Origin of the sequence: Mycobacterium shinjukuense (assembly GCF_010730055.1) — a bacterium.
Lineage (GTDB): Bacteria > Actinomycetota > Actinomycetes > Mycobacteriales > Mycobacteriaceae > Mycobacterium > Mycobacterium shinjukuense.
In genome coordinates this window covers 1,216,425-1,242,317 of sequence record NZ_AP022575.1, presented here as the reverse complement: position 1 = coordinate 1,242,317, position 25,893 = coordinate 1,216,425, and the positions used below count along the sequence as shown (strand labels likewise).

24 protein-coding genes and 1 pseudogene are annotated in these 25,893 nt (G+C 69.2%); 12 read left to right on the top strand and 13 right to left on the bottom strand.

The window, feature by feature from the left end:
* Positions 1-82 precede the first annotated feature (82 nt).
* Positions 83-472: a polyketide cyclase / dehydrase and lipid transport gene (locus G6N20_RS05415; RefSeq protein WP_083046864.1), complete on the bottom strand. Its 390-nt coding sequence runs from the start codon at positions 470-472 to the stop codon at positions 83-85.
* Positions 473-657: 185 nt separating this feature from the next.
* Between G6N20_RS05415 and G6N20_RS05410 the strand changes: the two genes are divergently transcribed.
* Positions 658-2,460, top strand: a complete 1,803-nt coding sequence (locus G6N20_RS05410) for an AMP-dependent synthetase/ligase (protein ID WP_083046863.1) — start codon at positions 658-660, stop codon at positions 2,458-2,460.
* Positions 2,461-2,529: 69 nt separating this feature from the next.
* On the opposite strand, the gene pimB is transcribed toward G6N20_RS05410, so the two are convergent.
* The 4 genes from pimB to G6N20_RS05390 all read right to left on the bottom strand — a co-directional run bounded on the left by pimB (position 2,530) and on the right by G6N20_RS05390 (position 6,151).
* On the bottom strand, positions 2,530-3,672 hold the full coding sequence (gene pimB / locus G6N20_RS05405) for a GDP-mannose-dependent alpha-(1-6)-phosphatidylinositol monomannoside mannosyltransferase (RefSeq protein WP_083046862.1): 1,143 nt from the start codon (positions 3,670-3,672) through the stop codon (positions 2,530-2,532).
* Positions 3,673-3,715: 43 nt separating this feature from the next.
* Positions 3,716-4,534 carry a hypothetical protein gene (locus G6N20_RS05400; protein WP_083046861.1) on the bottom strand — a complete coding sequence of 273 codons (819 nt, stop codon included), beginning with the start codon at positions 4,532-4,534 and terminating at the stop codon, positions 3,716-3,718.
* Between the two features lie 49 nt (positions 4,535-4,583).
* Positions 4,584-5,735: a peptidoglycan hydrolase RipC gene (gene ripC / locus G6N20_RS05395; protein ID WP_083046860.1), complete on the bottom strand. Its 1,152-nt coding sequence runs from the start codon at positions 5,733-5,735 to the stop codon at positions 4,584-4,586.
* A gap of 161 nt (positions 5,736-5,896) precedes the next feature.
* Positions 5,897-6,151 carry a hypothetical protein gene (locus G6N20_RS05390; protein ID WP_083046859.1) on the bottom strand — a complete coding sequence of 85 codons (255 nt, stop codon included), beginning with the start codon at positions 6,149-6,151 and terminating at the stop codon, positions 5,897-5,899.
* A gap of 112 nt (positions 6,152-6,263) precedes the next feature.
* Here G6N20_RS05390 and G6N20_RS05385 point away from each other — a divergent pair.
* Positions 6,264-8,159, top strand: a pseudogene (locus G6N20_RS05385) (DEDD exonuclease domain-containing protein); the annotation flags it as partial.
* On the opposite strand, the gene trpD reads toward G6N20_RS05385, so the two are convergent.
* Positions 8,097-9,200 carry an anthranilate phosphoribosyltransferase gene (gene trpD / locus G6N20_RS21045; protein WP_158084746.1) on the bottom strand — a complete coding sequence of 368 codons (1,104 nt, stop codon included), beginning with the start codon at positions 9,198-9,200 and terminating at the stop codon, positions 8,097-8,099. The pseudogene G6N20_RS05385 and the gene trpD overlap by 63 nt on opposite strands.
* 162 nt (positions 9,201-9,362) lie before the next feature.
* Between trpD and ctaE the strand changes: the two genes are divergently transcribed.
* The 4 genes from ctaE to qcrB are packed head-to-tail and all read left to right on the top strand — an operon-like array spanning position 9,363 to position 13,730.
* Positions 9,363-9,974, top strand: coding sequence for an aa3-type cytochrome oxidase subunit III (ctaE, locus tag G6N20_RS05375; protein WP_083046857.1), 612 nt, complete (start codon positions 9,363-9,365; stop codon positions 9,972-9,974).
* A 44-nt stretch (positions 9,975-10,018) separates the two neighbouring features.
* Positions 10,019-10,870, top strand: a complete 852-nt coding sequence (gene qcrC / locus G6N20_RS05370) for a cytochrome bc1 complex diheme cytochrome c subunit (RefSeq protein ID WP_083046856.1) — start codon at positions 10,019-10,021, stop codon at positions 10,868-10,870.
* Positions 10,867-12,066 carry a cytochrome bc1 complex Rieske iron-sulfur subunit gene (gene qcrA, locus G6N20_RS05365; protein WP_083046917.1) on the top strand — a complete coding sequence of 400 codons (1,200 nt, stop codon included), beginning with the start codon at positions 10,867-10,869 and terminating at the stop codon, positions 12,064-12,066. The genes qcrC and qcrA overlap by 4 nt, the downstream gene beginning before the upstream one ends.
* Positions 12,063-13,730: a cytochrome bc1 complex cytochrome b subunit gene (qcrB, locus tag G6N20_RS05360; RefSeq protein WP_083046855.1), complete on the top strand. Its 1,668-nt coding sequence runs from the start codon at positions 12,063-12,065 to the stop codon at positions 13,728-13,730. The genes qcrA and qcrB overlap by 4 nt, the downstream gene beginning before the upstream one ends.
* On the opposite strand, the gene G6N20_RS05355 is transcribed toward qcrB, so the two are convergent.
* From G6N20_RS05355 to ctaC, 4 genes are all read right to left on the bottom strand, one after another.
* Positions 13,727-14,359, bottom strand: a complete 633-nt coding sequence (locus G6N20_RS05355; RefSeq protein WP_083046854.1) for a DUF2561 family protein — start codon at positions 14,357-14,359, stop codon at positions 13,727-13,729. The two genes, qcrB and G6N20_RS05355, sit on opposite strands and share 4 nt — an antisense overlap.
* Positions 14,359-15,312: an MmpS family transport accessory protein gene (locus tag G6N20_RS05350; RefSeq protein ID WP_083046853.1), complete on the bottom strand. Its 954-nt coding sequence runs from the start codon at positions 15,310-15,312 to the stop codon at positions 14,359-14,361. The genes G6N20_RS05355 and G6N20_RS05350 overlap by 1 nt, the downstream gene beginning before the upstream one ends.
* Before the next feature lie 177 nt (positions 15,313-15,489).
* Complete coding sequence (locus G6N20_RS05345) at positions 15,490-15,909, bottom strand: cytochrome c oxidase subunit 4 (protein ID WP_083046852.1); 420 nt, start codon at positions 15,907-15,909, stop codon at positions 15,490-15,492.
* Between the two features lie 14 nt (positions 15,910-15,923).
* A complete protein-coding gene (gene ctaC / locus G6N20_RS05340; protein WP_083046851.1) occupies positions 15,924-17,039 on the bottom strand; it encodes an aa3-type cytochrome oxidase subunit II in 1,116 nt (371 codons plus the stop codon).
* Between the two features lie 143 nt (positions 17,040-17,182).
* Between ctaC and asnB the strand changes: the two genes are divergently transcribed.
* Positions 17,183-19,174: an asparagine synthase (glutamine-hydrolyzing) gene (gene asnB, locus G6N20_RS05335; RefSeq protein ID WP_083046850.1), complete on the top strand. Its 1,992-nt coding sequence runs from the start codon at positions 17,183-17,185 to the stop codon at positions 19,172-19,174.
* Between the two features lie 66 nt (positions 19,175-19,240).
* Here asnB and G6N20_RS05330 read toward each other — a convergent pair whose 3' ends face one another.
* Complete coding sequence (locus tag G6N20_RS05330) at positions 19,241-20,215, bottom strand: carbohydrate kinase family protein (RefSeq protein ID WP_083046849.1); 975 nt, start codon at positions 20,213-20,215, stop codon at positions 19,241-19,243.
* A 178-nt stretch (positions 20,216-20,393) separates the two neighbouring features.
* On the opposite strand from G6N20_RS05330, the gene G6N20_RS05325 reads away from it, so the two are divergent.
* Positions 20,394-21,086 (top strand): Rv0361 family membrane protein, encoded by a 693-nt coding sequence (locus G6N20_RS05325; protein ID WP_083046848.1) that lies wholly within the window; start codon positions 20,394-20,396, stop codon positions 21,084-21,086.
* Between the two features lie 31 nt (positions 21,087-21,117).
* On the opposite strand, the gene G6N20_RS05320 is transcribed toward G6N20_RS05325, so the two are convergent.
* Together G6N20_RS05320 and G6N20_RS05315 are read right to left on the bottom strand one after the other, a co-directional pair.
* On the bottom strand, positions 21,118-21,474 hold the full coding sequence (locus G6N20_RS05320; protein ID WP_083046847.1) for a HesB/IscA family protein: 357 nt from the start codon (positions 21,472-21,474) through the stop codon (positions 21,118-21,120).
* Positions 21,475-21,541: 67 nt separating this feature from the next.
* Positions 21,542-22,618, bottom strand: a complete 1,077-nt coding sequence (locus G6N20_RS05315; RefSeq protein ID WP_142271937.1) for a glycerate kinase family protein — start codon at positions 22,616-22,618, stop codon at positions 21,542-21,544.
* A 159-nt stretch (positions 22,619-22,777) separates the two neighbouring features.
* Here G6N20_RS05315 and G6N20_RS05310 point away from each other — a divergent pair, with 159 nt between their 5' ends.
* The 4 genes from G6N20_RS05310 to G6N20_RS05295 are packed head-to-tail and all read left to right on the top strand — an operon-like array spanning position 22,778 to position 25,846.
* Complete coding sequence (locus G6N20_RS05310; RefSeq protein ID WP_083046845.1) at positions 22,778-23,479, top strand: DUF3043 domain-containing protein; 702 nt, start codon at positions 22,778-22,780, stop codon at positions 23,477-23,479.
* Positions 23,480-23,505: 26 nt separating this feature from the next.
* Positions 23,506-24,054 (top strand): bifunctional adenosylcobinamide kinase/adenosylcobinamide-phosphate guanylyltransferase, encoded by a 549-nt coding sequence (locus tag G6N20_RS05305; protein WP_083046916.1) that lies wholly within the window; start codon positions 23,506-23,508, stop codon positions 24,052-24,054.
* Entirely contained in the window at positions 24,051-25,100 is a 1,050-nt protein-coding gene (gene cobT, locus G6N20_RS05300) for a nicotinate-nucleotide--dimethylbenzimidazole phosphoribosyltransferase (RefSeq protein WP_083046844.1), read from the top strand. The genes G6N20_RS05305 and cobT overlap by 4 nt, the downstream gene beginning before the upstream one ends.
* Positions 25,097-25,846, top strand: a complete 750-nt coding sequence (locus G6N20_RS05295; RefSeq protein ID WP_083046843.1) for an adenosylcobinamide-GDP ribazoletransferase — start codon at positions 25,097-25,099, stop codon at positions 25,844-25,846. The genes cobT and G6N20_RS05295 overlap by 4 nt, the downstream gene beginning before the upstream one ends.
* The last annotated feature ends 47 nt before the right edge of the window (positions 25,847-25,893 follow it).

Below are 25,893 nucleotides of genomic sequence, written 5' to 3'. Positions count from 1 at the left end.
TGCGGGTTGGCCCCCGGCTATCTGCGGGAGAACTGCGCCCTCCCGGCAGAAACGGTACTCTCCTGTGCCAACCCTGACCCGGTTAAACTACCGGAGAAACACCGATTGGGCGTGAGCTCTCCAGTGTCGTCTTCACCTCGAACGCCATTTTCTTGGCGGCTACCCGGCGACGGTGCGTCATTTTGGCCAGGTTCATCCTGGCCAGCTGCCAAGCCGCCACCCCGGACGGCTCGGCGTGCAAGAAGTAGTGCAGCACCACCCCGTCGAACGAGGGCTCCAGCCAGACCTCCATGCTGCCGGTCAGGGCGCCGGTAACGGCCCACCTGATGCCCTTCTCGGCGCGGTCCTCGATGACCTGCAGCCCCAGATCCGGCCACCACCGGCGCCAGCTTTGCCGATCGGCAATCGCGGCGCCCACCCGTGCTCCGTCAGCGGCGACATAGGTGTCGTCGGCGATTTGGATGCTGTACATCCCAACAGCTTCACACATACATTTCGGAGTTCATCGCACACCCCGGGGTAAACCCTCCGGCCCACCGCAACCGGGTCCCGCCCCGAACACGCGTCTTCATCTGAGCGAACCGCCGGATTAGGCTAGGCGACAGCAAGCCGGCCCGAGCAAACGTACGTCACAGCAGGTAAAGCGAGGTAAAAACGGTGCGTAAATTGAGCATTCCTGCGCAATTCTCCGTGGGCGAGCACGACAATGTCGCGGCGGTAGTTTTCCAGCATGAGCGCGATGATCCTGACCATGTCATCTACCAGCGCCTGGTCGACGGCGTCTGGACCGATGTCACCTGCGCTGAGGCGGCCAACCAGATTCGCTCGGCGGCACTGGGTTTGATCGCGCTGGGGGTGCAGGCCGGCGACCGGGTGGTCATCTTCTCGGCCACCCGCTACGAGTGGCCGATCCTCGATTTCGCGATCCTGGCTGTGGGCGCGGTCACCGTACCGATTTACGAGACGTCGTCGGCGGAGCAGGTTCGCTGGGTTCTGCAGGATTCCGAAGCGGTGGTGGCGTTCGCCGAGACCGACGCACACGCGGCAATGGTCACCGAACTCTCCGGCGACGCGCCCGCCCTGCGGGAAGTGTTGCAAATCGCTGGTTCGGGTCCGCACGTGCTCGACCGGCTCGCGGAGGCGGGCGCGTCAGTCGATCCGGCCGAGCTAACCGCCCGACTCGAGGCACTGCGGTCGCAGGATCCGGCGACGCTCATCTACACCTCGGGCACCACCGGACGACCCAAGGGTTGCCAGTTGACCCATTCCAACCTGGTCTACGAGATCAACGGCGCCAAGGCGTACCACCCGACGCTGCTGCGCAAGGGTGAGCGGCTGCTGGTCTTCCTGCCACTGGCCCACGTGCTGGCACGCGCGATCAGCATGGCCGCCTTTCACAGCAAAGTCACCGTGGGATTCACCAGTGACATCAAGAATCTGCTGCCGATGCTGGCCGTGTTCAAGCCGACGGTCGTGGTGTCGGTGCCGAGGGTGTTCGAGAAGGTGTACAACACCGCCGAGCAGAACGCCGCCAACGCCGGCAAGGGGCGGGTCTTCGCGATCGCCGCGCAGACCGCGGTCGACTGGAGTGAGGCATGTGACCGCGGAAGGCCGGGGCTGCTGCTGAGCGCCAAGCATGCGGTGTTCGACCGGCTGGTTTACCGCAAACTGCGCGCCGCACTGGGCGGCGACTGCCGCGCCGCCGTCTCGGGCGGGGCGCCGCTGGGTGCGCGGCTTGGGCACTTCTACCGTGGCGCCGGACTCACCGTCTACGAGGGCTACGGCCTGAGCGAGACCAGTGGGGGCGTCGCCATCAGCCAGTTCAATGATCTGAAGATCGGTACTGTTGGAAAGCCGTTGCCCGGCAACAGTCTTCGCATCGCCGACGACGGCGAGCTGTTGGTCCGCGGCGGCGTGGTGTTCAGCGGTTACTGGCACAACGAGCAGGCCACCGCCGAGGCATTCACCGACGGCTGGTTCAAGACGGGTGATCTTGGGGCCATCGACGAGGATGGCTTCCTCACCATCACCGGCCGCAAGAAGGAGCTCATCGTCACCGCGGGCGGAAAGAATGTCGCCCCGGCGGTGCTGGAGGACCAGCTGCGCGCGCACCCGCTGATCAGCCAGGCGATGGTCGTCGGGGACGCCAAACCCTTTATCGGGGCGCTGATCACCATCGACCCCGAGGCGTTCGTCGGCTGGAAACAGCGCAACAATAAGGCGGCCGACGCGTCGGTGGGCGATCTGGCCACCGACCCCGATCTGGTCGCCGAGGTGGACACGGCGATCAAAAAGGCCAACCTGGCGGTGTCGCACGCCGAGTCGATCCGCAAGTTCCGCATACTGGGGGTCGACTTCACCGAGGCCACGGGTGAGCTGACACCGACACTGAAGGTCAAGCGCAAGGTGGTGGCCGAGAAGTTCGCCGCCGAGATCGAGGCGATCTACGCCAAGGACTGATTGGGTGAGCAGACGCGAAAACCCCCGAAAGTAGGTCATTTCGGGGGCTTTCGCGTCTGCTCGCCATCCTTAGCCGCGTAACAGGCCGGCCAGCCGCTCGGCCAGCGTGTCCCAGCGCCACTGGGCCGTCACCCACCGCCGGCCGGCGGCGCCCATGGCGGCCGCCCGGTCGCGATCGATCAGCAACTCGGTGACGGCGTTGGCCACGGTGTCCACCGAGTTGCCGTCGACCACCAGCCCAGTCTTGTTGTGCTGCACCGTTTCCGGAGCTCCTCCGGAGTCGCCGGCGATCACCGGCACACCGGCCGCCGAGGCCTCGAGGAACACGATACCCAGACCCTCGACGTCCATTCCGGCGCCGCGGGTGCGGCACGGCATCGCGAACACGTCGGCCAGTGCGTGGTGGGCCGGCAGTTCGTCGGCCGGTATCCCGCCGGTGAACGTGACGTGGTCAGCCACCCCGCAGCCCCGGGCCAGCCTGCGCAGGGTGTCCAGGTAGGGGCCGCCCCCGACCACCAGCAACGCCGCCCCGTCGACCCGGTGGCGGATCGCGGGCAGCGCCTTGATCAGCATGTCCTGGCCCTTGCGCGGCACCAGCCGCGACAGGCAGAGCACCGTGGGGCGCTCGCCCAGCCGGTACCGCCGACGCAGCTCGGCCCGCGCGGCCGGATCGGGGCGGAACCGGTCGGTGTCCACGCCGGGAGGCAGGTATTCCAGCGACGCCACGGGCCCGAACGCGGACGCGAATCGGGACCGGGTGTAGCGGCTGACATAGGTGACGACATCGGTGCCCTCGCCGATCCGACGCAGCACCGACCGCGCGACCGGCAGCATCGACCAGCCCACCTCGTGGCCGTGCGTGCTGGCCAACACTCGGGCCACCCCGGCCTGCCGGGCACGCGGCGCCAGCAGCGCCAGCGGCGCTGCCGCGCCGAACCAGACGGTGTCGATGCCGTGCTCGGCGATCAGCCGGCGCATTCGGCTGTCAACCGTCGGGCCGGGCAGCATCAGCGCGCCGGGATGACGCACCACCCGATAGCCGGCGGCGCGGGCGGCGTCGTCGAACGCCTCGGCGCCCTTCCATGTCGGCGCGTACACCGTGACGGTATGCGATCCGGCGGACACCAGCCGCCCGACGAACTCCCCGAGGTAGGACTGGATGCCGCCACGCCGGGGCGGAAAGTCGTTGGTTACCAGCAGCACCCGGCTCACCTGGGTCAGGCTAGCGGGTCTGGGTCGAGCAGCCATGGCGGCTCTAGCGGGTCAGCCACCGCTGCCAGCGCGCCAGCAGGTCGGCCGGGTCGGCGCCGAGCACGCCGCGGAGCGCGGTGGGCAGATCGGGATGCCCGATTCCGCAGCTCGCCAGATAGAGCCGGCGCAACGTCGCGATCCCGTAGGTGTCTGCGACGAACCTGGCGAACAACCACGCTCGATCGTATGCCAGCCAACGCTGCGGCCCCGGGGTGTCAAGGTCGTCGTCCGACGGCAGCGACACCGGCTCGGCCACCGTCTCGGTGGGCACTTCGGTGTGCGGCCGGGCCACGAAATCGGCAACCCCCTCGGTCAGCCAGCGAGGCGCATCCAGGGCTGTGTCGGCCCGGGCCGCATAGTGAAAAAGCTCGTGGGTCAACACTATTCGTAACGCGCCTGCGCTCATGGCGGCCGCGCCGGGTGCTAACACGATGCGTTGATTGACCACCAGCCGACGGTCGGGATCGACGCGGTCGACCACGGTCACCGCCGCGATGTCGGCCCACTGCGACGCCGGGTCGCCGCCGGCGGCGACCCGAAACTGGTCGTCGGAGGCGACCGCCGCCACCGAGATGTCGTGGGACCAATCGTCGCCCCAGAACGCCGCCACCTCGTCGATCGCGACGCCGATGTCGGCCGCAACCCGCGCCAGCAGTCCATCGGTGAGCGGTCCGCCGAGGCCGAGCAACCGAACGGTGCGGCCGCCGACCACCAGCGGCGCCACCGCTCCGCCGTGCGCCGGCGCGACCGCCGGCCCGGCCGGGGGCACGGGTACCGACACACCCGCGATCAGCTCGATGAGAAAGACCCCGGCCAGCAGCATCCGAAACCGCCGGCGCCGCCCGTGCGGCCCGCGGGGACCGCGGGGGCCGTCAATAGCGACGAGCGTCGTAGATCGGGCCCGAGGAGTCCATCGGCACCACCCGCACCGGCTGGCCGAAGGTGGAGGAATGGACCATCAGGCCGTCACCGATGTAAATGCCGGCATGTGACGCGTCGGAGTAGAAGGTCAGCACGTCGCCGGGCTGCAGGTCCGACAGCGCAACCGGCTGCCCGCCGTGGGCCAGCGCCTGGCTGGAGTGCGGCAGCGCGATGCCAGCCTGCTGGAACGCCCACATCACCAACCCGGAACAATCGAACCCGCCCGGCCCGGCGCCACCCCAGGCGTACGGCGCCCCCACCTGTGTCAACGCGGCCTGCACCACGATCGCACGGTCGCCGCCGCCCCCGGGCGCGGCGAAGGGCCATCCGGGCATCATTCCGCTGAACGGTGGCGCCTCACCGGGGGCCGGCGCCCCGGCCGGCACGCCGGGCGCCCCTGCGTCGGGCGCCGGCCCGGGGACACCCGGAAGTCCCGCCGGGATCGGCCCGGGATCGGCCAGCGCCTCCCGCTGCCCAGGGCTCAGCGCCTGGTACTGCGACTTCACCACGGCGATCTGAACCTGCAGCTGACTCTGCTTGTGCTGCAGGCTCGCCCGCACCGCGGCGGCCTGTTCGGCGGCGGACATGGCATCGGCGGCCGACTTGGCGGACGCTCGCTCGGCCTTGGCGGCCTGCTCTCCGGCGGCCCGGAAACTCGCCATCTGGGTGGACATTTGATGCGCCATCACGCGCTGCACGGTGAGCCTGTCGATGAGCAGCTGCGGCGACTCGGCCGTCAAGATGGCGTCCATGCCGTCGGTGCGACCACCCATGTACATCGCGGCCGCGATCTTGTTGACCGAGGTCTGGAATGCGGCCAGGCGCGCCTTGGCGGCATCCAGCGCGGCTTGATCGTCGGCGTGCTTTTTCTCCGCGGCCTGCAACGCGGTCAACTTGGCGTTGAGGTCGAGCTCGGCGCTGTGCATCGCCTCGGTGGTCTGCTCGGCCTGCCGCGACAGCTCGTTGAGCTTGGCTAGCGCGTCATCGGCCGGATCGGCCATCGCGGCGGCGGCCCACACGCCGGACCAGACGGTGAAGCTCGCTAACGAACCGATGGTGCACCGCTTGATGGCGCGCGCGATCCAATGGCTGCAGAGCCTCAAGATTTGCTTCCTTAAACGGCCGTTCGACGCCTCGACGCCGAGCTGGGTTTAGGTCTCAAACAGGTTACGAAACGATATCGACGTTTGTCCAAAGGGGGGAGTTAAGAAAATGGCAAGATTTCTGTGATTATCTTGTGAACTTGGTTGGGCACGCCGCCACGCTAGGCGGCCCCGGACCCGCGGTCGCGGCGGATCGGCACCAGACGCAACCTGGGGGCCAATCCGGCCTCGGCCAGCACCTTCAGCGCCGCGTGCTCGTCGTGCGACAGGGTTTCCGGCGCCCCCAGCAGCACGCTGACCACGCAGTCGCGGCAGGCGGGCCCGCGCGCCGCGCACTCGTCGCAGTCGATAACCACGGGCGCCTCCGCATCGGGCGACGTGCCGCCCTGGCTCGCCGAACGGCTGCTCGCTGCCATCTGTCGGTCCTCTCGGTTTGGGGTCGGGCTTCGGTCGGGTCATCCGAACGCTAACCACCGGCACCGACACACCGCGCCCAGGCGGCGTGGCAACGCCCGACTGTCGGTGGGCATGCCTAACGTCGCGGCCATGGGTGCAACCGGCGCGACTCAGCTGAGCTTCGCCGAGCTGGCGGAGGCCCGGTCGGCGGCCTGGGATCCCGCCGACGAGATCCCGTTGCGCGAGACCACGTTCGTGGTGGTCGACCTGGAAACCACCGGTGGACGCGCGAGGGGCAGCACGGCAACTCCCCCCGACGCCATCACCGAGATCGGGGCGGTCAAGGTGCGCGGCGGCGCCGTTCTCGGTGAATTCGCCACCCTGGTCGACCCGCAGCGCGCCATCCCCGCCCCGGTGGTGCAGCTGACCGGCATCACCACGTCGATGGTGCGTGACGCCCCGACCATCGACGCGGTGCTGCCGATGTTTTTCGAGTTCGCCGGTGGCGCGGTGCTCGTCGCCCACAACGCCAGGTTCGACATCGGGTTCCTGCGTGCCGCGGCGCAGCACTGCGGTATCCCATGGCCGCGGCCCACGGTGCTGTGCACGGTCCGATTGGCGCGGCGGGTGCTCAGCCGAGAGGAGGCCCCCAGCGTGCGGCTGGCCGCGTTGGCACGCCTGTTCGCCCTCGCCGGCCAGCCCACCCACCGTGCCCTCGACGATGCCCGCGCCACCGTCGACGTGCTGCACGCCCTGATCGAGCGGGTGGGCAACCAGGGCGTGCACACCCTGGCCGATCTGCGCGGGTATCGGTCCGAGGTCACCGCGGCGCAGCGCCGCAAGCGGGTGCTGGCCGACGGCCTGCCGCACCGGCCGGGGATCTACCTCTTCCGCGGACCCTCGGGTGAGGTGCTCTACGTGGGCACCGCGGTCGACCTGCGGCGCCGGGTCGGCCAGTACTTCACCGGGGCCGACCCGCGTGGCCGGATGAGGGAGATGGTCGCCCTGGCCGATGCGGTCGACCACGTCGAGTGCGCGCATCCCCTGGAAGCCGGCGTCCGTGAGCTGCGGATGCTGGCCGCGCACGCCCCGCCGTACAACCGCCGGTCGAGGTTCCCGCACCGGTGGTGGTGGGTGCAGCTCACCGAGGAAGCGTTCCCCCGGCTGGCGGTGGTCCGTGCCCCGCGACACGACCGCGTCGTCGGCCCTTTTCGGTCCCGCGCGGACGCGGCCGAAACGGCGGACCTGCTGGCCCGGTTCAGCGGGCTCCGAACTTGCACCCAGCGGCTGGCACGCTCGGCCCTGCACGGGCCGGCGTGCCCCGAGTCGGACGTGGCGCCCTGCCCCGCCGGCCGTAACGTCACCGCCGAGCGGTACGCCGAGGCCACCAAGCGCGCGGCCGACTTGATCGACGGGCGCGACGACGACGCGCTGGCCGCGGCCGTGGACCAGATCACCGCGCTCGCCGAACGCCGGCGCTACGAGAGCGCCGCACGACTGCGTGACCGGGTCGCCGCCGCCGTCGAGGCGCTGTGGCGTGCCCAGCGGTTGCGTGCGCTGGCCGCCGTGGCCGAGCTGATCGCCGCCGCGCCCGACGGCCCCAATGCCCAGGGCGGCTGGCAGCTCGTGGTCATCCGCCACGGCCGGCTCGCCGCGGCCGGTAACGCCCCACGGGGGGTGCCGCCCATGCCGGTGGTCGAGGCCATCCGGGCCGGCGCACAGGCGGTGCTGCCGGCGGCTGGTCCACTCGGTGGCGCGCTGGTCGAGGAGACCGCGCTGATCGCCCGGTGGCTGGCCGCGCCGGGGGTGCGCCTGGTGCGGGTCACCGGCGCCAGTGGTGCCGAAGCCGACGCGGGGTGGGCCTCGCCCGTGCGCTCGGCGGGGGCCTGGGCGCGGTGGGCGGCGTCGGCGCGGTCGGCGCGGCTGGCCGCCGAACAGACCGGGGCGGGCTGCCATCGCTGGCGCTCAGACCTGCTGGCTGAACCGCACCCACCGCGCGAGCAGCTGTTCGGCCGCCCCGCTGTCGATCGCGGCGCCGGCCCGGCGCAAGCCGTCCTCCCAGGCCGGCAGCCACTCAGCGCGGCTGGATAGCCCGGCATGGGCCACCAGTGCACCGGCGGCGTTGAGCACCACGGCGTCGCGCACCGGCCCGCTGGCGCCGGCCAGCACGGCGCGCACTTGGGCGGCGTTGGTGTGCGCGTCGCCACCCCGCAGCTCGTCGAGCCCGGCGCGGGCGAACCCGAATCCCGCGGGATCCAATGTCAGCTTGTCCACGCTGCCCGCCTGCACCCGCCAGATCGTGCTCGTGGTGGTGGTGGTCAACTCGTCGAGCCCGTCGTCGCCGTGCACCACCAACACGCTGGACCGGCGCGCAGCGAACACGCCGGCCATCACCTCGGCGAGCTTGGCGAACGCGCAGCCGATCAAGCCGGCCCGCGGCTGGGCCGGATTGGTCAACGGCCCAAGCAGATTGAACACGGTGGGCACCCCGATCTCGCGGCGCACCGCCGACGCGTGCCGGTAGGAAGGATGAAACCGCGGGGCGAAGCAGAACCCGATCCCGACTTCGGCGAGGCTGCGGGCGACCTGGTCGGGTCCCATGTCGATGCGCACCCCGAGCGCCTCCAGCGTGTCGGCTCCCCCGGACAACGACGACGCCGCCCGGTTGCCGTGTTTGATCACCGGGACACCCGCGGCCGCCACCACGATCGCCGCCATCGTGGACAGGTTGGCCGTGTTGGCACCGTCGCCACCGGTACCCACCACGTCGACGGCGTCGTCGGGAACCGCTTCGACCGGCATCGGGCGCGCGTGGCCGAGCATGACGCCGGCTAGCTCACCGACCTCGTCGGCGGTGGGAACCTTCATCTTCATCGCCACGGCGAAGGCGGCGATTTGGCTGGGTCGGGCGTTGCCGGCCATGATCTGCTCCATCGCCCAGCCGGCCTGCCCGCGCGCCAGGTCTCGACCATCGGTCAACCGACGCAGGATCAGCGGCCACGACGGCACCGACTCGGCCGCCGCGCCGGGGGCCCGCCGGGACGCGGCGGCCTCGGATGACAGAGCCACCCGCCGATGGTCCCACGCGGACCGACCGTCTCCCAACCGCCGTTCGGCGGCCCGGCGGCGGCGACCCGGGAACCCCGCGAACACAACGGCGGGCACGACTCGCCGAACCGAATTACGGCCCCGGGTAGAGTTCGACAACTACAAAGCGTCATACTTGCGGATGTGACCAGCGCTGTGGGGACCTCGGGTACTGCGATCACGGCACGAATACATTCGCTGAATCGGCCCAACATGGTCAGTGTGGGCACCATAGTCTGGCTTTCCAGCGAGCTGATGTTCTTTGCTGGCCTGTTCGCGTTCTACTTCTCGGCGCGCGCCCAGGCCGGTGGCAACTGGCCGCCGCCGCCCACCGAGCTGAACCTGTACCAGGCCGTGCCGGTGACGCTGGTGCTGATCGCCTCGTCGTTCACCTGCCAGATGGGGGTGTTCGCGGCCGAGCGCGGCGACATTTTCGGGCTGCGCCGGTGGTATGTGATCACGTTCCTGATGGGCCTGTTCTTCATCCTCGGCCAGGCCTACGAGTACGTCCACCTGACGACTCACGGCACCACCATCCCCGGCAGCGCCTACGGCACCGTCTTCTACCTGGCCACCGGCTTCCACGGGTTACACGTCACCGGCGGCCTGATCGCGTTCATTTTCCTGCTGGTCCGCACCACGATGAGCAAGTTCACCCCGGCGCAGGCCACCGCCAGCATCGTTGTCTCGTACTACTGGCATTTCGTCGACATCGTCTGGATCGCGCTGTTCACCGTGATCTATTTCATTCGATGAAAGCCGGCGCCCGCCAAACGGTCCCGAGAATTAGGAGTGCTCGGTTGAACAAACTGAGGTTCGCCCGATCCGGTGACAGCACGTGGTCTGACCGTGCCCGGTCGCGCCGGCGTCTTCGTCGCCGGCTGTCGGGTGGACTGCTGCTGCTGATAGCACTGACCATCGCCGGCGGCCTGGCGGCCGTGCTGACCCCGACGCCGCAGGTGGCGGTCGCCGACGAGTCGACCTCGGCGCTGTTGCGTACCGGCAAGCAGCTGTTCGACACCTCCTGCGTGTCCTGCCACGGCGCCAACCTGCAGGGCGTGCCCGACCACGGGCCAAGTCTGATCGGCGTCGGTGAGGCGGCCGTCTACTTCCAGGTGTCCACCGGGCGGATGCCGGCCATGCGGGGTGAGGCGCAGGCGGCCCGCAAGGAGCCGATCTTCGATGAGGCCCAGATCGATGCGATCGGCGCCTACGTGCAAGCCAATGGCGGTGGCCCCACCGTGGTGCGCAATCCCGACGGCAGCATCGCGATGCGCTCGTTGCGCGGCGAGGATCTGGGTCGCGGCGGCGATTTGTTCCGCCTCAACTGCGCCTCGTGCCACAACTTCACCGGCAAGGGCGGGGCGCTGTCGTCGGGCAAGTTCGCGCCCGACCTGGGCCCCGCCAACGAGCAGCAAATCCTCACCGCGATGCTGACCGGTCCGCAGAACATGCCGAAGTTCTCCGATCGTCAGCTCTCCTTCGATGCAAAGAAGGACATCATCGCCTACGTGCGGACCGCCGCCGAGGAACGTTCCCCGGGTGGTTATGGGCTCGGTGGATTCGGCCCCGCCCCCGAGGGCATGGCGATGTGGATCATCGGGATGGTCGCCGCCATCGGGCTGGCACTGTGGATTGGGGCGCGGTCATGAGCGACGGTTCAATCGCGAAAGACATTGACCAGACCGGTGGTTCCGGCGAACCCGATGAGGGTGCGCTGGCCGCGATGTCGCATCAGGAGCTGCTGGAGCTGGGCGGCAAGCTGGACGGCGTCAAGATCGCCTACAAGGAAGCTCGCTGGCCGGTCGAGGGCACCAAGGCCGAGAAACGCGCCGCGCGGGGAGTGGCGCTGTGGCTTGTGCTAGGCGGCGTGTTCGGGCTGGCCCTGCTGCTGGTTTTTGTGTTCTGGCCGTGGGAGTACAAACCCAAGGACGCCGCGGGGAGCTTCGTGTACTCGCTGGCCACCCCGCTGTACGGGGTGACCTTCGGGCTGTCCATCCTGTCGATCGCCATCGGCGCGGTGCTATTCCAGAAACGGTTTATCCCAGAAGAGATTTCGATTCAGGAGCGCCATGACGGCGCGTCTCGCGAGATCGACCGCAAGACCGTGGTCGCGAACCTGACCGACGCCTTCGAAGGCTCGACGATCAAACGCCGCAAGCTGATCGGGCTGTCCTTCGGGCTGGGCCTGGGCGCGTTCGGCCTGGGCACGCTGGTCGCGTTCATCGGTGGCCTCATCAAGAACCCCTGGAAGCCGGTGGTGCCCACGGCCGAGGGGAAGAAGGCCGTGCTGTGGACGTCTGGCTGGACCCCGCGCTACCCCGGCGAAACCATCTACCTGGCGCGGGCCACCGGCGCGCACGGCGGACCACCGTTCGTCAAAATGCGCCCCGAAGACGTCGACGCCGGCGGCATGGAGACCGTCTTCCCGTGGCGGGAATCCGACGGCGACGGCACCACCGTGGAATCCCACGAAAGGCTCACCGCGATCTCGTTGGGCATCCGCAACCCGGTGATGCTCATCCGCATCAAACCCACCGATATGGGCCGCGTGGTCAAACGCCAGGGTCAGGAGAGCTTCAACTTCGGCGAGTTCTTCGCGTTCACCAAGGTTTGCTCGCATCTGGGTTGCCCTTCCTCGCTGTACGAGCAACAGACCTACCGGATCCTGTGCCCGTGTCACCAGTCGCAGTTCGACGCGTTGCACTTCGCCAAGCCGATCTTCGGCCCGGCGGCCCGCGCGTTGGCGCAACTGCCCATCACGATCGACGCCGACGGGTATCTGGTCGCCAACGGCGACTTCATCGAGCCCGTGGGACCGGCATTTTGGGAGCGCACCACAACATGAGTCCGAAACTGAGTCCTCCACTGAGTAACATTCCCCGGGTCGGCGATGTCTTGGCCCGGCAGGCCGAGGACGTCGACACCCGATACCACCCGTCGGCGGCGTTACGGCGTCAGCTCAACAAGGTATTCCCGACCCACTGGTCGTTCCTGCTCGGCGAGATCGCGCTGTACAGCTTCGTCATTCTGCTGATCACCGGCGTGTACCTGACGCTGTTCTTCGACCCGTCCATGGTCGATGTCACCTACAACGGCGTCTACCAACCCCTACGCGGGGTCGAGATGTCACGCGCCTACCAGTCGGCGCTGGAAATCTCGTTCGAGGTCCGCGGCGGCCTGTTCGTCCGCCAGATCCACCACTGGGCGGCGTTGATGTTCGCCGCGGCGATCATGGTGCACCTGGCGCGCATCTTCTTCACCGGGGCGTTTCGGCGGCCCCGGGAGGCCAACTGGGTGATCGGTTCACTGCTGCTGATCCTGGCCATGTTCGAGGGTTACTTCGGCTACTCGTTGCCCGACGACCTGCTGTCGGGTCTGGGCCTGCGCGCCGCGCTGTCGTCGATCACGCTGGGCATACCGGTGATCGGTACGTGGATGCACTGGGCGCTGTTCGGCGGCGACTTCCCCGGCAACATCTTGATCCCGCGCCTGTACGCGCTGCACATTCTGCTGCTGCCGGGGATCATCCTGGCGCTGATCGGGCTGCACCTGGCGTTGGTGTGGTTTCAGAAGCACACCCAGTTCCCCGGCCCGGGCCGTACCGAGCACAACGTCATCGGCGTGCGGGTGATGCCGGTGTTCGCGTTCAAGTCCGGCGCGTTTTTCGCCGCCATCGCCGGCGTGCTGGGCCTGATGGGCGGCCTGCTGCAGATCAACCCGATCTGGAACCTGGGGCCCTACAAGCCGTCACAGGTGTCGGCCGGCTCGCAGCCAGACTTCTACATGATGTGGACCGAGGGCCTGGCCCGGATTTGGCCGCCATGGGAGTTCTACTTCTGGCATCACACCATCCCGGCCCCGGTCTGGGTCGCGGTGATCATGGGCGTGGTGTTCATCCTGCTGATCGTCTACCCCTTCCTGGAGAAGCGGTTCACCGGCGACTACGCGCACCACAACCTGCTGCAGCGGCCCCGCGACGTGCCGGTGCGCACCGCGGTCGGTGCCATGGCGATCAGCTTCTACATGGTGCTCACGCTGGCGGCGATGAACGACATCATCGCGTTCAAGTTCCACATCTCGCTCAACGCGACCACGTGGATCGGGCGCATCGGCATGGTGGTCCTTCCGCCGTTGGTCTACTTCATCACCTACCGGTGGTGCATCGGGCTGCAGCGCAGCGACCGGGCGGTGCTCGAGCACGGCGTCGAGACCGGCATCATCAAGCGCCTGCCACACGGCGCCTACATCGAGCTGCACCAGCCGCTCGGCCCGGTCGATGACCACGGCCACCCGATACCGCTGGAGTACCAGGGCGCGCCCCTGCCCAAGCGGATGAACAAGCTGGGGTCGGCCGGGTCGCCGGGCAGCGGCAGCTTCCTGTTCGCCGATCCGATATCCGAGGATGCGGCGCTGCGTGCGGCGGCGCATGCCGCCGAACAACGTGCCCTGACCGCATTGCGCGAGCACCAGGACAGCATCCTCGGTTCACCCGACGGCGAGCACGGCTAACCCGATGTTGCCAACAGGCGGCGCAGCTGCCGAACGTGAAGCCACTCGAGCACCGGCAGTCCCGCGGTGATGACCCCGGCCAGCCCGTAGCTGACCCAAGACGCGCCGTCGTGACCGACGGCCATCAGATAGCTCGCCGCGGCCACTGCGATCAGAGCGGCACCGATGGTGCCCGTCAGCGCGACCGTCCCGCGTAACCAGACCCGGTCCACCGCCTCGCCGGACCACTCGGCGGCCGCCCCGTACGGGTTGACCGCGGCCGGCCGGGCCGGCCCGGCCGCGGTGCGCGGGGCGGGCCGGCCCGCCCCGCGGGACGCCACGACCGCCGTCCGGGCGACCGGCTCGGCCTCCCGGGCCATGCGGCGCGCCCGCAGCAACATTGGGATGGCGCCGGCGATGATCAGCGCGGAAACTCCGATGACGGCGTACAAGATCCAGGTGGTATGCGAGTTCCTGGCCATGCCGTGGAAACCCCGCCCCAGGTCCGCCAGGGCGACGGCGGCGGCCACGCTGACGCCCACCAAAAGCAGCCAAACCGCGGCGCAGGCCCCGATCAGGATGCGGTCGATGACGTCCGGCGGGACGATCGGGTCCGGCCCCCGCCGGTATGCGGAATACCTGCCGACCATCAGCAGCTCGTCTGCGGTGCGTCGTTGGTGTTCGACGACAGCACCGTTCCGTCGCTTGTGATGATGGAGCAGTTGAGCCTGCTGACCCGGAAGAGGCTGGACGCCTCCACCGAGCCCACCTCGGACTGCGAGATCGGTGTGACGGTCATCGACCACGGGATGTAGACGTTGTGCTGCGTTCGCCGCCGACCGGAGGCGTCGACGTAGGTCACCGAGATGATGTCACCCGGCGCCTTGGTGCCCGTGACCGAGTAGGTGACCTGCCGGGGACCGGCCAGCGTCGTGGTGGTGGCCGGTGGCGCAGCCGCCGGTGTCGTTGCGGTGCCGGTCACCGGCGGCGGCGCCGTCGTGGTGGCGGCGGTTGTTGGCGGGGGTGGCGGCGGGGGCGTCACGGTCACCGTCTGCGTCTCCGTCGCGGTCGGGATCTCGCTGGTCGGCGGTGGCGGGGGCACAGGTGAGGGCGGAGGTGGCGATGGCTTGGTGGTGATGATCTCGTCCTGCAAGGGCGGCGCCGACGAGGTGGTCATCGTGGTCGGACTGGCCAGCTTGCCGGAGCCGGTCCGGGTGACCAGTAGAGAGACCGAAACCACCAGCGCGACCGCGGCCAGGATGGCCGCCACTCCGACCACCCAGGGCCAGCGCGGAACGGTGGGCTCGTCATCGTCATCGGAGCCGTGGTAGCCGTCGTAGTCATAGAGCCCGAGATCGACCGGCACGTACGGGGCGCTGATGAATTGCTCGGACTCCGGCGCCGAGTAGGCGCGCGAATATGCGCCGGTCTCTCCGGGGACCGCGTCGGCGCTGTCGCCAAGGGGTACCAGCTCCGCGGCGTGCTCCGAGCCGTCCTCCCGGCCGGGCCGGTGGTCGTCACCGATGGCGTCCGGGTCGGCGCCGCGCCCACCGGCGGAGTCGAGTTCGTCCGGTTCCGGTTCTGGAGGTTTCGGCCCACTCATGTTCGCCTGCCCTGTCCAACTGCCTCAGCAGCGCGCGAAGCCCCGCGGCTGCATCCTTGCGCGCTCGGTGGATTCTCATGTGCCTGAAAAACCCTACCCAACCGGACGGGCCAGAGAAATCTCGGCAAACTGGCCACCGATCAACTGATGCCCCGATTGTGACCTTGTCGGGTCCGATCAGTGCTTCTCGGGGCCAACGTAGTATTCGAAGACCAGTCCGGCCGCCGAGGCGAGGATGAACACGACGCCGGCAACGATCAGCCACGGCAGCCATAACGCGATACCCGTCGCCGCCACCGAACCGGACAAGGCGACCAGGATCGGCCACCAACTGTGCGGGCTGAAGAACCCCAATTCGCCTGCGCCATCACTGATCTCAGCGCCTTCATAGTCCTCGGGACGGATATCCAGCCGGCGAGCCACGAACCGGAAGAAGGTCGCCACGATCAGCGCCATGCCGCCCGTCAGCGCCAGCGCGGTGGTGCCGGCCCACTCCACACCGCCGGTGGCGAACATCGAAGTCAGCACCCCGTACAACACCGCCGTCAAGACGAAGAAGACGGCGATAAACTCAAATAGTCTGGCCTCGATATGCATTCCGGTGTCCTAACCTATTGGCTCGGCGCTAATTCACCGCGGCGGGTGTCGAACGGATGGGTGGTCACCGCGAAGGGTGCCTGGTTGATCGCCTGCAGGGCCTCGGCGTTGGTCTTGCCGTCGATGCGTTGCTGCAGGAAAGCCTTGAAGTCGTTGGGGGACACCACCCGAACCTCGAAGTTCATCATGGAGTGATAGGTGCCGCACAGCTCGGCGCAGTGCCCGACGAACGCCCCGGTCTTGGTGATCTCTTCGATCTGGAAAACGTTGACGGAGTGGTTCGCTTCCGGGTTGGGCATCACGTCGCGCTTGAACAAGAACTCCGGCACCCAAAACGCGTGGATCACATCGGCGGAGGCCATCTGGAACTCGATGCGTTTGCCGGCGGGAAGTACCAGAACCGGGATCTCGGTGCTGGTTCCCAGGATCTCGACCTTGTCGAAGTTCAGGTACGTCCGGTCCTCGGTGTTGAGCCCGCGGACCGGCCCGACGCGTTCCTCACCGTGCTCGTCCTTGCCCTCCGGCTTGGATTCCATGGCACGTTTGCGGGTCTCATCGGCGCCGTCGTAGGTCAGGGTGCCGTCTTTGAAGTTCACCCTCTGATAGCCAAACTTCCAATTCCATTGGAAGGACGTAATGTCGATCACCACCTCGGGGTCCTTGGCCAGGTGCAGCATCTTCTCCTGCACCACCACGGTGAAATAGAACAACACCGAAATGACGAGAAACGGTATGACGGTGAGCACCAGCTCCAGCGGCATGTTGTAGCCGAATTGGCGGGGCAACTCGGTGTCGGATCTTTTCTTCCGGTGAAAGGCTGCGGACCAGAAGATGAGACCCCACACGATGAACCCGACGACCAGGGAGGCGATCACCGCCCCGATCCACAGTTCCCGGTTGATAGTTGCCTCCGGGGTGATGCCCTTCGGCCAGCCCAGGGCGAAAACCTCCGACCAGCTGCAGCCGCTCAGGGTGACGGCCAGCGCACCCAGCGTCCCGGCCAGCGCCACCAGGCGAAGTCGACGGGGCAGACGGCGGCCGGCCCGCACGCCGGGCGCGGGGCCGGCGGAACCGCGCTGAGACCTGCACTGCGACAAGCGTTGCGAACGACCTGGCTGGCGAGGTGTCACGTTGGCGCCTCCTGCTCGGATGTCGAATACTACGCAGCGTAGACCACGCCGATCCCGCGGGCGACGAGGCGGGCCCCAACGGGCCCGGTATTGGGGGCACCGGCATCCCACCAGCACCGCCGGGTGCGGCATACTGGGGCGCCGTGTGTGGTCTGCTGGCCTTCGTCGCGGCCCCGGCCGACGCTGCCGAGACCGACGGCCCCGATGCTGCCGGCCAGGTCGCCCTGGTGGCCCGAGCCGACGACGCGATCGCCCGCTCGTCGCACCTGATGCGCCACCGCGGCCCCGACGAGTCCGGCACGTGGACCGACCCGGGGGCCGCCGGCTCCCGGGGGGGCGCAGTGTTCGGGTTCAACCGGTTGTCCATCATCGACATCGCGCATTCGCATCAGCCGCTGCGGTGGGGACCGCCGGAGGCGCCCGACCGCTACGTGCTGGTGTTCAACGGCGAGATCTACAACTACCTGGAGCTGCGCGAGGAGCTCAGCGGCCGCCACGGCGCGGTGTTCGCCACCGACGGTGACGGTGAGGCGATCGTCGCCGGCTACCACTACTGGGGCGCCGACGCGTTGCATCGACTGCGCGGCATGTTCGCGTTCGCGTTGTGGGACACCGTCACCCGCGAACTGTTCTGCGCGCGCGACCCCTTCGGCATCAAGCCGCTGTTCATGGCCACCGGCGCCGGCGGCACCGCGGTGGCCAGCGAGAAAAAATGCCTGCTGGATCTGGCCGAGCTGGTGGGGTTGGACACGTCCCTCGATCACCGCGCGCTGCAGCACTACATCGTGCTGCAGTACGTGCCCGAGCCCGAGACGCTGCACCGTGGCGTGCGCCGGTTGGAATCGGGCTGCTATGCCCGCATCCGTCCCGGAGCGGCCCCGGAGGTCATCCGGTACTTCGTGCCCCGCTTTGCCGCCACTGCGATCACCGGCGACACCGAGCAAGCCCGCTACGACGAGATCACCGCGGTGCTGCAGGACTCGGTGGCCAAACACATGCGCGCCGACGTCACCGTCGGCGCGTTCTTATCGGGTGGCATCGACTCCACCGCCATCGCGGCGCTGGCCATCCGGCACAACCCGCGTCTGATCACGTTCACCACCGGTTTCGAGCGCGAGGGGTTCTCCGAGATCGACGTCGCGGTGGCCTCGGCCGAGGCCATCGGGGCGCGCCACATCGCCAAGGTGGTCAGCGCCGACGAGTTCGTCGGCGCCCTGCCCGAGATCGTCTGGTACCTCGACGAACCGGTCGCCGACCCGGCGCTGGTGCCGCTGTTCTTCGTCGCCCGTGAGGCCCGAAAGCACGTCAAGGTGGTGCTCTCCGGCGAAGGCGCGGACGAATTGTTCGGCGGCTACACGATCTACCGGGAGCCGCTCTCGCTCAAGCCGTTCGACTACCTGCCCGGCCCGCTTCGGCGGTCGATGGGCAAGGTGTCCAAGCCGTTGCCGGAGGGCATGCGCGGCAAGAGTCTGCTGCACCGCGGATCCCTGACCCTGGAGGAGCGTTACTACGGCAATGCGCGCAGTTTCTCCGACGCGCAGCTGCGCGATGTGCTGCCGGGGTTTCGGGCCGACTGGACGCACACCGACGTGACGGCGCCGGTGTATGCCGAATCGGTCGGCTGGGACCCGGTCGCCCGGATGCAGCACGTCGACCTGTTCACCTGGCTGCGCGGCGACATTCTGGTCAAGGCCGACAAGATGACGATGGCCAACTCGCTAGAGCTTCGGGTGCCGTTCCTGGACCCTCAGGTGTTCGCCGTCGCCTCCCGGTTGCCGCTGGGCGCCAAGATCACCCGCACCACCACCAAGTACGCGCTGCGCCGCGCGCTGGAGCCCATCGTGCCTTCCCATGTGCTGCACCGGCCCAAGCTGGGGTTCCCGGTGCCGATTCGGCATTGGCTACGCGCCGGCGAGCTGCTGGAGTGGGCGTATTCCCTCGTGGGCTTGTCGCAGGCCGGCGACCTCGTCGACTTAGCCGCCATACGACGCATGCTCGACGAGCACCGCACCGGCGCCAGCGATCACAGTCGCCGGCTCTGGACCATGCTGATCTTCATGCTGTGGCACGCGATCTTCGTCGAGGGCAGCGTGGTGCCGCAGATCAGCGAGCCCGAGTATCCGGTCCAGTTATGACCGCGAGCAGACGTAAAAGCCCCGAAAACCGTGGTTTTCGGGGGCTTTTACGTCTGCTCGGCAGCACTAGCCGAGCACGGCAGCGATCTCGGCGGCCGCGTCCTCACCGTAGGCGCCGGCCAACCGGGCCGACGCGACCTGACGGTCCCACTGCCACTGCTGGGTTCCGGTGGACTCCAGCACCAGCACCGCGACCAGTGAGCCCAGCTGAGCCGAGCGCTCCAGGCTCAGACCCGCGCTGCGCCCGGTCAGGAAACCGGCCCGGAAGGCGTCTCCGACGCCGGTCGGGTCGGTCTGGCTAAGCTCAGGCACCACACCGACGTGGATGGTGGTGCCGTCGGGCTCGACGATGTCCACGCCCTTGGGACCCAGCGTGGTCACCCGCAGCTGGATCTGCGACCTCACGTCGGCCTCCGACCAGCCGGTCTTGGACAGCAGCAGGTCCCACTCGTAGTCGTTGGTGAACAGGTAGGTGGCACCGTCGACAAGCTTGCGGATCTCCTCGCCGGACAGCCGGGCCAACTGCTGGGAGGGATCGGCGGCGAACGGCAGCCCGAGGTCGCGGCACTCCTCGGTGTGCACCAGCATCGCGGTCGGATCGTTGGGCGCGACGATCACCATTTCCGGTGTTCCGATCGCCGACACCACCTCGGCCAGCGAGATGTTGCGCGCCTCCGACATCGCGCCGGGGTAGAACGACGCGATCTGGGCCATCTCGGTATCGGTGGTGCAGACGAAACGCGCGGTGTGCGCGGTTTTTGAGATCAGCACGTGGTCGCAGTTGACCCCGTGGGATTGCAGCCAGGTGCGATAGTCGGCGAAGTCGGCACCGGCCGCACCGATCAACGCGACCTCACCGCCCAGCACACCGATGGCGAAGGCCATATTCCCGGCCACGCCGCCGCGGTGCACCACCAGGTCGTCGACTAGGAAGCTCAGCGACACCTTGTGCAGATGATCGGCCAGCAACTGCTCGGAGAACCGGCCAGGAAACCGCATCAGATGATCTGTCGCAATAGAACCCGTCACCGCGATGGTCACAAGTACTTCCGCCCTTCGTTCGTAAGGTCGTCTAGCCTACCCAGGGATCTCGGCCTGGCGCGCGGCACGGGCGCATCCGCGGCCGCCTCCAGCCGTTGCGCTAGCCTGCCTAGGGAGCTGACCCGGGTGCCGGCAGCCCCCGCTCGTCGTCTTGAGCCCACAACCGTAGGAGAAAACGATGGCCGGTCCGAACCCGCCGAACCACGTTGTCGGCGCCGACGGACCTCGCGAGATGCCGCCCTACCCCAAGTCCGAACCCTACCAGCCTCAGGCCCTGGAATTCCCGGACGAGCCGGGCGGCGACGCGGCCGCACCCCCGGCCGGCGGCTCGGCGCCGCCGCCCGCCAACTATCCCGGCCGGCTGCCACCGATGGCACGGCCCAGGCGGCGGCCCAAGCAGCTGTTGATCGGCATCCTGGCGGCCATCACACTGGTGGCCGGGCTCACCGCGGCGATCGTCTACGGGGTGCGCACCAACGGGGCCAACACCGGAGGCACGTTCTCGGAAGGCGCGGCCAAAACCGCGATTCAGGGTTACCTGAACGCGCTGGTGCGCCGGGATGTGGACGTCATTGTCCGCAACGCACTGTGCGGCATCTACGACGGCGTGAAAGACAAGCGGTCCGACCAAGCCTTGGCCAAGCTCAGCAGCGACGCGTTCCGCAAGCAGTTCTCCCAGGCCAACGTGACCTCGATCGATAAAATCGTCTACTGGTCGCAATATCAGGCCCAGGTGCTGTTCAGTATGCAGGTGACGCCGGCCACCGGCGGCCCGCCCAAAGGTGAGGTGCAGGGCGTGGCGCAGCTGCTTTTCCAGCGGGGCCAGATCCTGGTGTGCTCGTATGTGCTGCGCACCGCGGGACAGTACTGACCCGGCCGGCCCACGCGGCGCGGCTACCTGGTCAGTTGAAGGAATCCCCGCAGGCGCAGGAGCCGGTGGCGTTGGGGTTGTCGATGGTAAAGCCCTGCTTCTCGATGGTGTCCACGAAATCGATGGACGCGCCTTCCAGGTAGGGGGCGCTCATGCGGTCCACCGTCAATGTCACGCCACCGAATTCCGCGGTCAGGTCACCGTCGAGCGTGCGGTCGTCGAAGAAGAGGTTGTAGCGTAGCCCCGCACAGCCGCCCGGCTGGACCGCGATCCGCAGCATCAGATCGTCGCGTCCCTCCTGGTCCAGCAGGGACTTCGCCTTGGCGGCGGCGGCCTGGGTCAGGATCACGCCGTGGGTCTTGGCGTCTGACTCGTTCTGCACCGTCATTGCTTCTCCTACATGCCTCATCGTTTGGGGTGGGCCCGACCGTCGGGAATCCGGTCTGCCGGTGCTATCAACGGTACCCTGCGGAGCCGGGATTCCCGAGTCGCGCGGCAACCTCAGACGCCAAACCCATCAGCTGATTGGCCGCGTCGGCCAGCGCTAACCGCACCGAGCCCGCGTAATCGGCGATGGACAGCGCAGACATGATGCCCGATGACCGTATCGCGGACTTGTCCAGGTCCACCTGCCCGGCCAGCACAATCACCGGAATTCCCAACGGGCGGGCCCGCGCGGCGATCTCACCGACCACCTTTCCGTGCAGTGACTGCTCGTCGAAGCGGCCCTCCCCGGTGACGATCATGTCGGCTTCGGCCAAATCGTCGGCAAAACGGGTGTGCTCGGCGATGATCGCCGCGCCAGACTGGCATCGGCCACCGAGCGCCAGCAGACCGGCGCCGATGCCACCGGCCGCACCCGCACCCGGCTCGGCGCTGACATCCCGGCCGGCGGCCGCGTCCAGTTCCAGCGCCCACGCCTCGAGGCGGACTTCCAGTCTCGCCACGGTGGCCGTGTCGGCGCCCTTCTGCGGCGCGAACACCCTGGCCGCCCCCCATGGCCCGAGCAGCGGGTACTCGACGTCCGACGCGGCGATCAGCTCGACACCGGCCAACCGTCGACGAGCGGCGTCCAGGCCGCCGAGCTCGGCGATCATCCCCTGCCCGCCGTCGGTGCACGCGCTGCCTCCCAGCCCCACCACGATGCGCCGGGCCCCTTCCCGCAGCGCCGCGGCGATGAGCTGGCCCACACCCCTGCTGTGGGCCGCCAGCGCGGTCTCCGGCGTTGGCGGGCCGCCCAACAGCGACAGCCCGCACGCCTGCGCACATTCCAGGTAGGCCGTCGCCGAGACCGGGTCGTACACCCACTGGGCGGTCACCTCGGCGTCCAGCGGCCCGCACACCCGCAGCCGCCGCAATCCCCCTATCCGGCTGGCCAGCACCTCGACGAAACCGGGGCCGCCGTCGGACTGCGGGGCGACGATGAACGTGTCGCCCGGGCGTGACCGGGTCCAGCCGGTCGCGATGACCGCGGCGGCGTCCACCGCGGACAGGCTGTCGCCGTAGCAATCCGGGGCCACCAGGACCCGCATCGCGGGCAGCTGAAGCCGGCCGGGCGCGAGGCCGTCGGCAGCAGCATCCGAGACCAGCGAGCCGTCCATTACCAGCAAGAGTAGGACCAATGCGCCTGCGACGTTGCGGAACACCGGCACAATTCCGGGCGCGGGCCACCCGCGAAGTAACCTGGCCGTGTGAAGCTGCTGGGCCGCAAGAAGGGTCATCAACGAGGTGCCGGCGCACCCACCCAAGCCGGCGACGGTTCCAGTCCGGAGCCGGGGTCAGGGGTCGCGCGCGAGACACCCCGCGGATCGCGGACGACGGGCCCCAAGGGACGGCCGACACCCAAACGCAGCGAAGCCCAGCGCAGCGCGAGAAAGGGCCCGGTGGCGCCGGCGCCGATGACCGCCGCCGAGGCCCGGGCGCGGCGCAAGGCGCTGGCCGGTCCCAAACTCAGCCGCGCAGAACGCCGGGCCGAGCGGGCCGCGAGCCGGGCCCGGATGGCGCAGCGACGGGAACGCATGATGGCCGGCGAGGAGGCCTATCTGCTGCCGCGCGACCAGGGCCCGATCCGGCGTTACGTCCGCGACGTGGTGGATTCCCGGCGCAACCTGCTCGGCCTGTTCATGCCGTCGGCGTTGGCGCTGCTGTTCGTCATGTTCGCGGTCCCTCAGCTGCAGTACTACATGTCGCCGGCGATGCTGGTGCTGATGGCTCTGATGACGATCGACGGGATCATCTTGGGCCGCAAGGTCGCCACGCTGGTCGACGCGAAGTTCCCGAGCAACACCGAAAGCCGCTGGAAGCTGGGGCTTTACGCCGCCGGCCGGGCTTCGCAGGTGCGTCGGATGCGGGTGCCTCGCCCCCAAGTCGAGCGCGGCAGCCGTGTCGGTTGATGGTCGTCGGGAAGCCGCCTGACCCGGTGCGCACGCTGGTGCTCGGCGGAATCCGGTCGGGGAAGTCCCGGTGGGCGGAGCGGGCCGTCGCCGCGTCACTGCCGCCCGGCCAGCCGGTCCGCTATCTGGCGGCCGGGCCGGCCAGCCAGGACGACACGGAGTGGGCGCGACGGGTTGCCGGGCACCGCAACCGCCGGCCCGGGCACTGGTTGACCGTCGAAACCGACGACATCGTCACCCAATTGCGGGAGTCACCGCACACCCCGACGCTGGTTGACGACCTGGGCGCCTGGCTGACCCGCACGCTGGACCGCCACCACGCCTGGGACCACGGATCGCAGGACGTTGTCATCCAGCACACGATCGAGGACATGCTCGACGCGGTCGGCGGGTTTGCGGCAACCCTGGTGCTGGTCAGCCCGGAGGTCGGGCTGACCGTGGTCCCGGCCACCGCGTCCGGGCGCCGATTCGCCGACCAGCTCGGCGGCCTCAACCAGCGACTGGCCGCGCTGTGTGACCGGGTGGTGCTGGTGGTGGCCGGGCAGGCCGTACCGATCAAGCCGGCGTCGCCATGATCGGATTCGCACCGGTGTCACCGCCGGATCCGGCCGCCGAGGCCGCCGCCCGCGCCCGTCAGGACGCCCTGACCAAACCGCGGGGTGCGCTGGGTCGCCTCGAAGACCTGTCGGTCTGGATAGCGGCCTGCCAGGGTCGGTGTCCGCCGCGCCAGTTCGAGCGCGCCCGGGTGGTGGTGTTCGCCGGCGACCATGGCGTCGCCCGCTGCGGGGTGTCGGCCTACCCGCCCGAGGTGACCGCCCAGATGGTGGCCAACATCGACGCCGGCGGGGCGGCGATCAACGCGCTGGCCGGTGTCGCCGGGGCGACGGTGCGGGTCGCCGACCTGGCCGTGGACGCCGCTGCGCTGTCGGAGCGGATCGGCGCGCACAAGGTGCGCCGCGGCAGCGGCGATATCAGCGCAACCGACGCGTTGACCGACGAGGAGACCGCCCGCGCGATCGCGGCCGGCCAGCAGATCGCCGACGAAGAGGTCGACGCCGGCGCCGATCTGCTCATCGCCGGCGACATGGGCATCGGAAACACCACCGCGGCCGCGGTCTTGGTGGCGGCGTTGACGGACGCCGAGCCGGTGGCGGTGGTCGGATACGGCACCGGCATCGACGACGCCGGCTGGGCACGCAAGACGGCCGCGGTGCGCGATGCGCTGTTTCGGGTGCGGCCGGTGCTGCCCGATCCGGTTGCGTTGCTGCGCTGCTGCGGCGGTGCGGACCTGGCGGCGATCGCGGGCTTTTGCGCACAGGCCGCCGTTCGGCGCACCCCGCTGCTGCTCGATGGCCTGGCGGTGACGGCCGCGGCCCTGGTCGCCGAACGCCTCGCCCCCGGCTGCCGGCTGTGGTGGCGGGCCGGTCACCGATCCACCGAACCGGGTCATGGGCTGGCATTGTCGGCGTTGCGGCTGGAACCGATTCTGGACCTGCGGATGCGGCTGGGCGAAGGCACCGGCGCCACCGCGGCCCTGCCGTTGCTGCGCGCCGCGGTGGCGGCGCTGTCGACGATGGCGACCTTCGCCGAGGCCGGCGTCTCGACCCCTTCGCCCTCGTGATCCGTTCGCTGGCGGCCGCTTTCGCGTTCGCGACGGTGATGCCGGTGCCCGCGCGGTGGGCCATGGCGATGGGCCGTGGCCCCATGACCGCGTTGCCGGTGGTCGGCGCCGCCCTGGGCGCCCTGGCCGCGGCCGTCACCTGGGCCGGGGCCTGGGCGTTCGGCCCATCCAGCCCGCTGCCGGGCCTGCTCGCGGTGGCGGTCCTGCTGGTCGTCACCCGCGGCCTGCACATCGACGGCCTCGCCGATACGGCCGACGGGCTGGGTTGCTACGGGCCACCGCGGCGTGGGCTGGCGGTGATGCGTTCCGGGTCGACCGGGCCGTTCGGGGTGGCGGCCGTCGTCGTGGTCATCACGCTGCAGGGTCTGGCCTTCTCGGCGTTGAGCGCGGCCGGCAGCCTCGGAATCCTCGTGGCCGTCCTTGCCGGGCGGGTCGGCGCGGTGCTGGCCTGTCGCCGGTCGGTGCCGGCGGCCGAGGGCAGCGCCCTGGGCGCCCGGGTGGCCGGTACCCAGCCCGCGCCGGTGCTGGTGGGCTGGCTGGCGGTGCTGGTTGTGGTGTCGCTGCTGGCAGGTCCCCGGCCCTGGCACGGACCGGTGGCGGTCCTGGTGGCGGTGTCGTGCGGGGCTGCCCTGGCGGGGCACTGCGTACGCCGGTTCGGCGGCCTCACCGGTGACGTGCTGGGCGGCGTGATCGAGTTGACCACGACGGTCAGCGCCGTGACGTTTGCTGGCGTGGCTCGGTTTTAGCCGGCGGGTAGGCCGGGTGGGTGTCCCCCGATCGGGGGACAGACGAG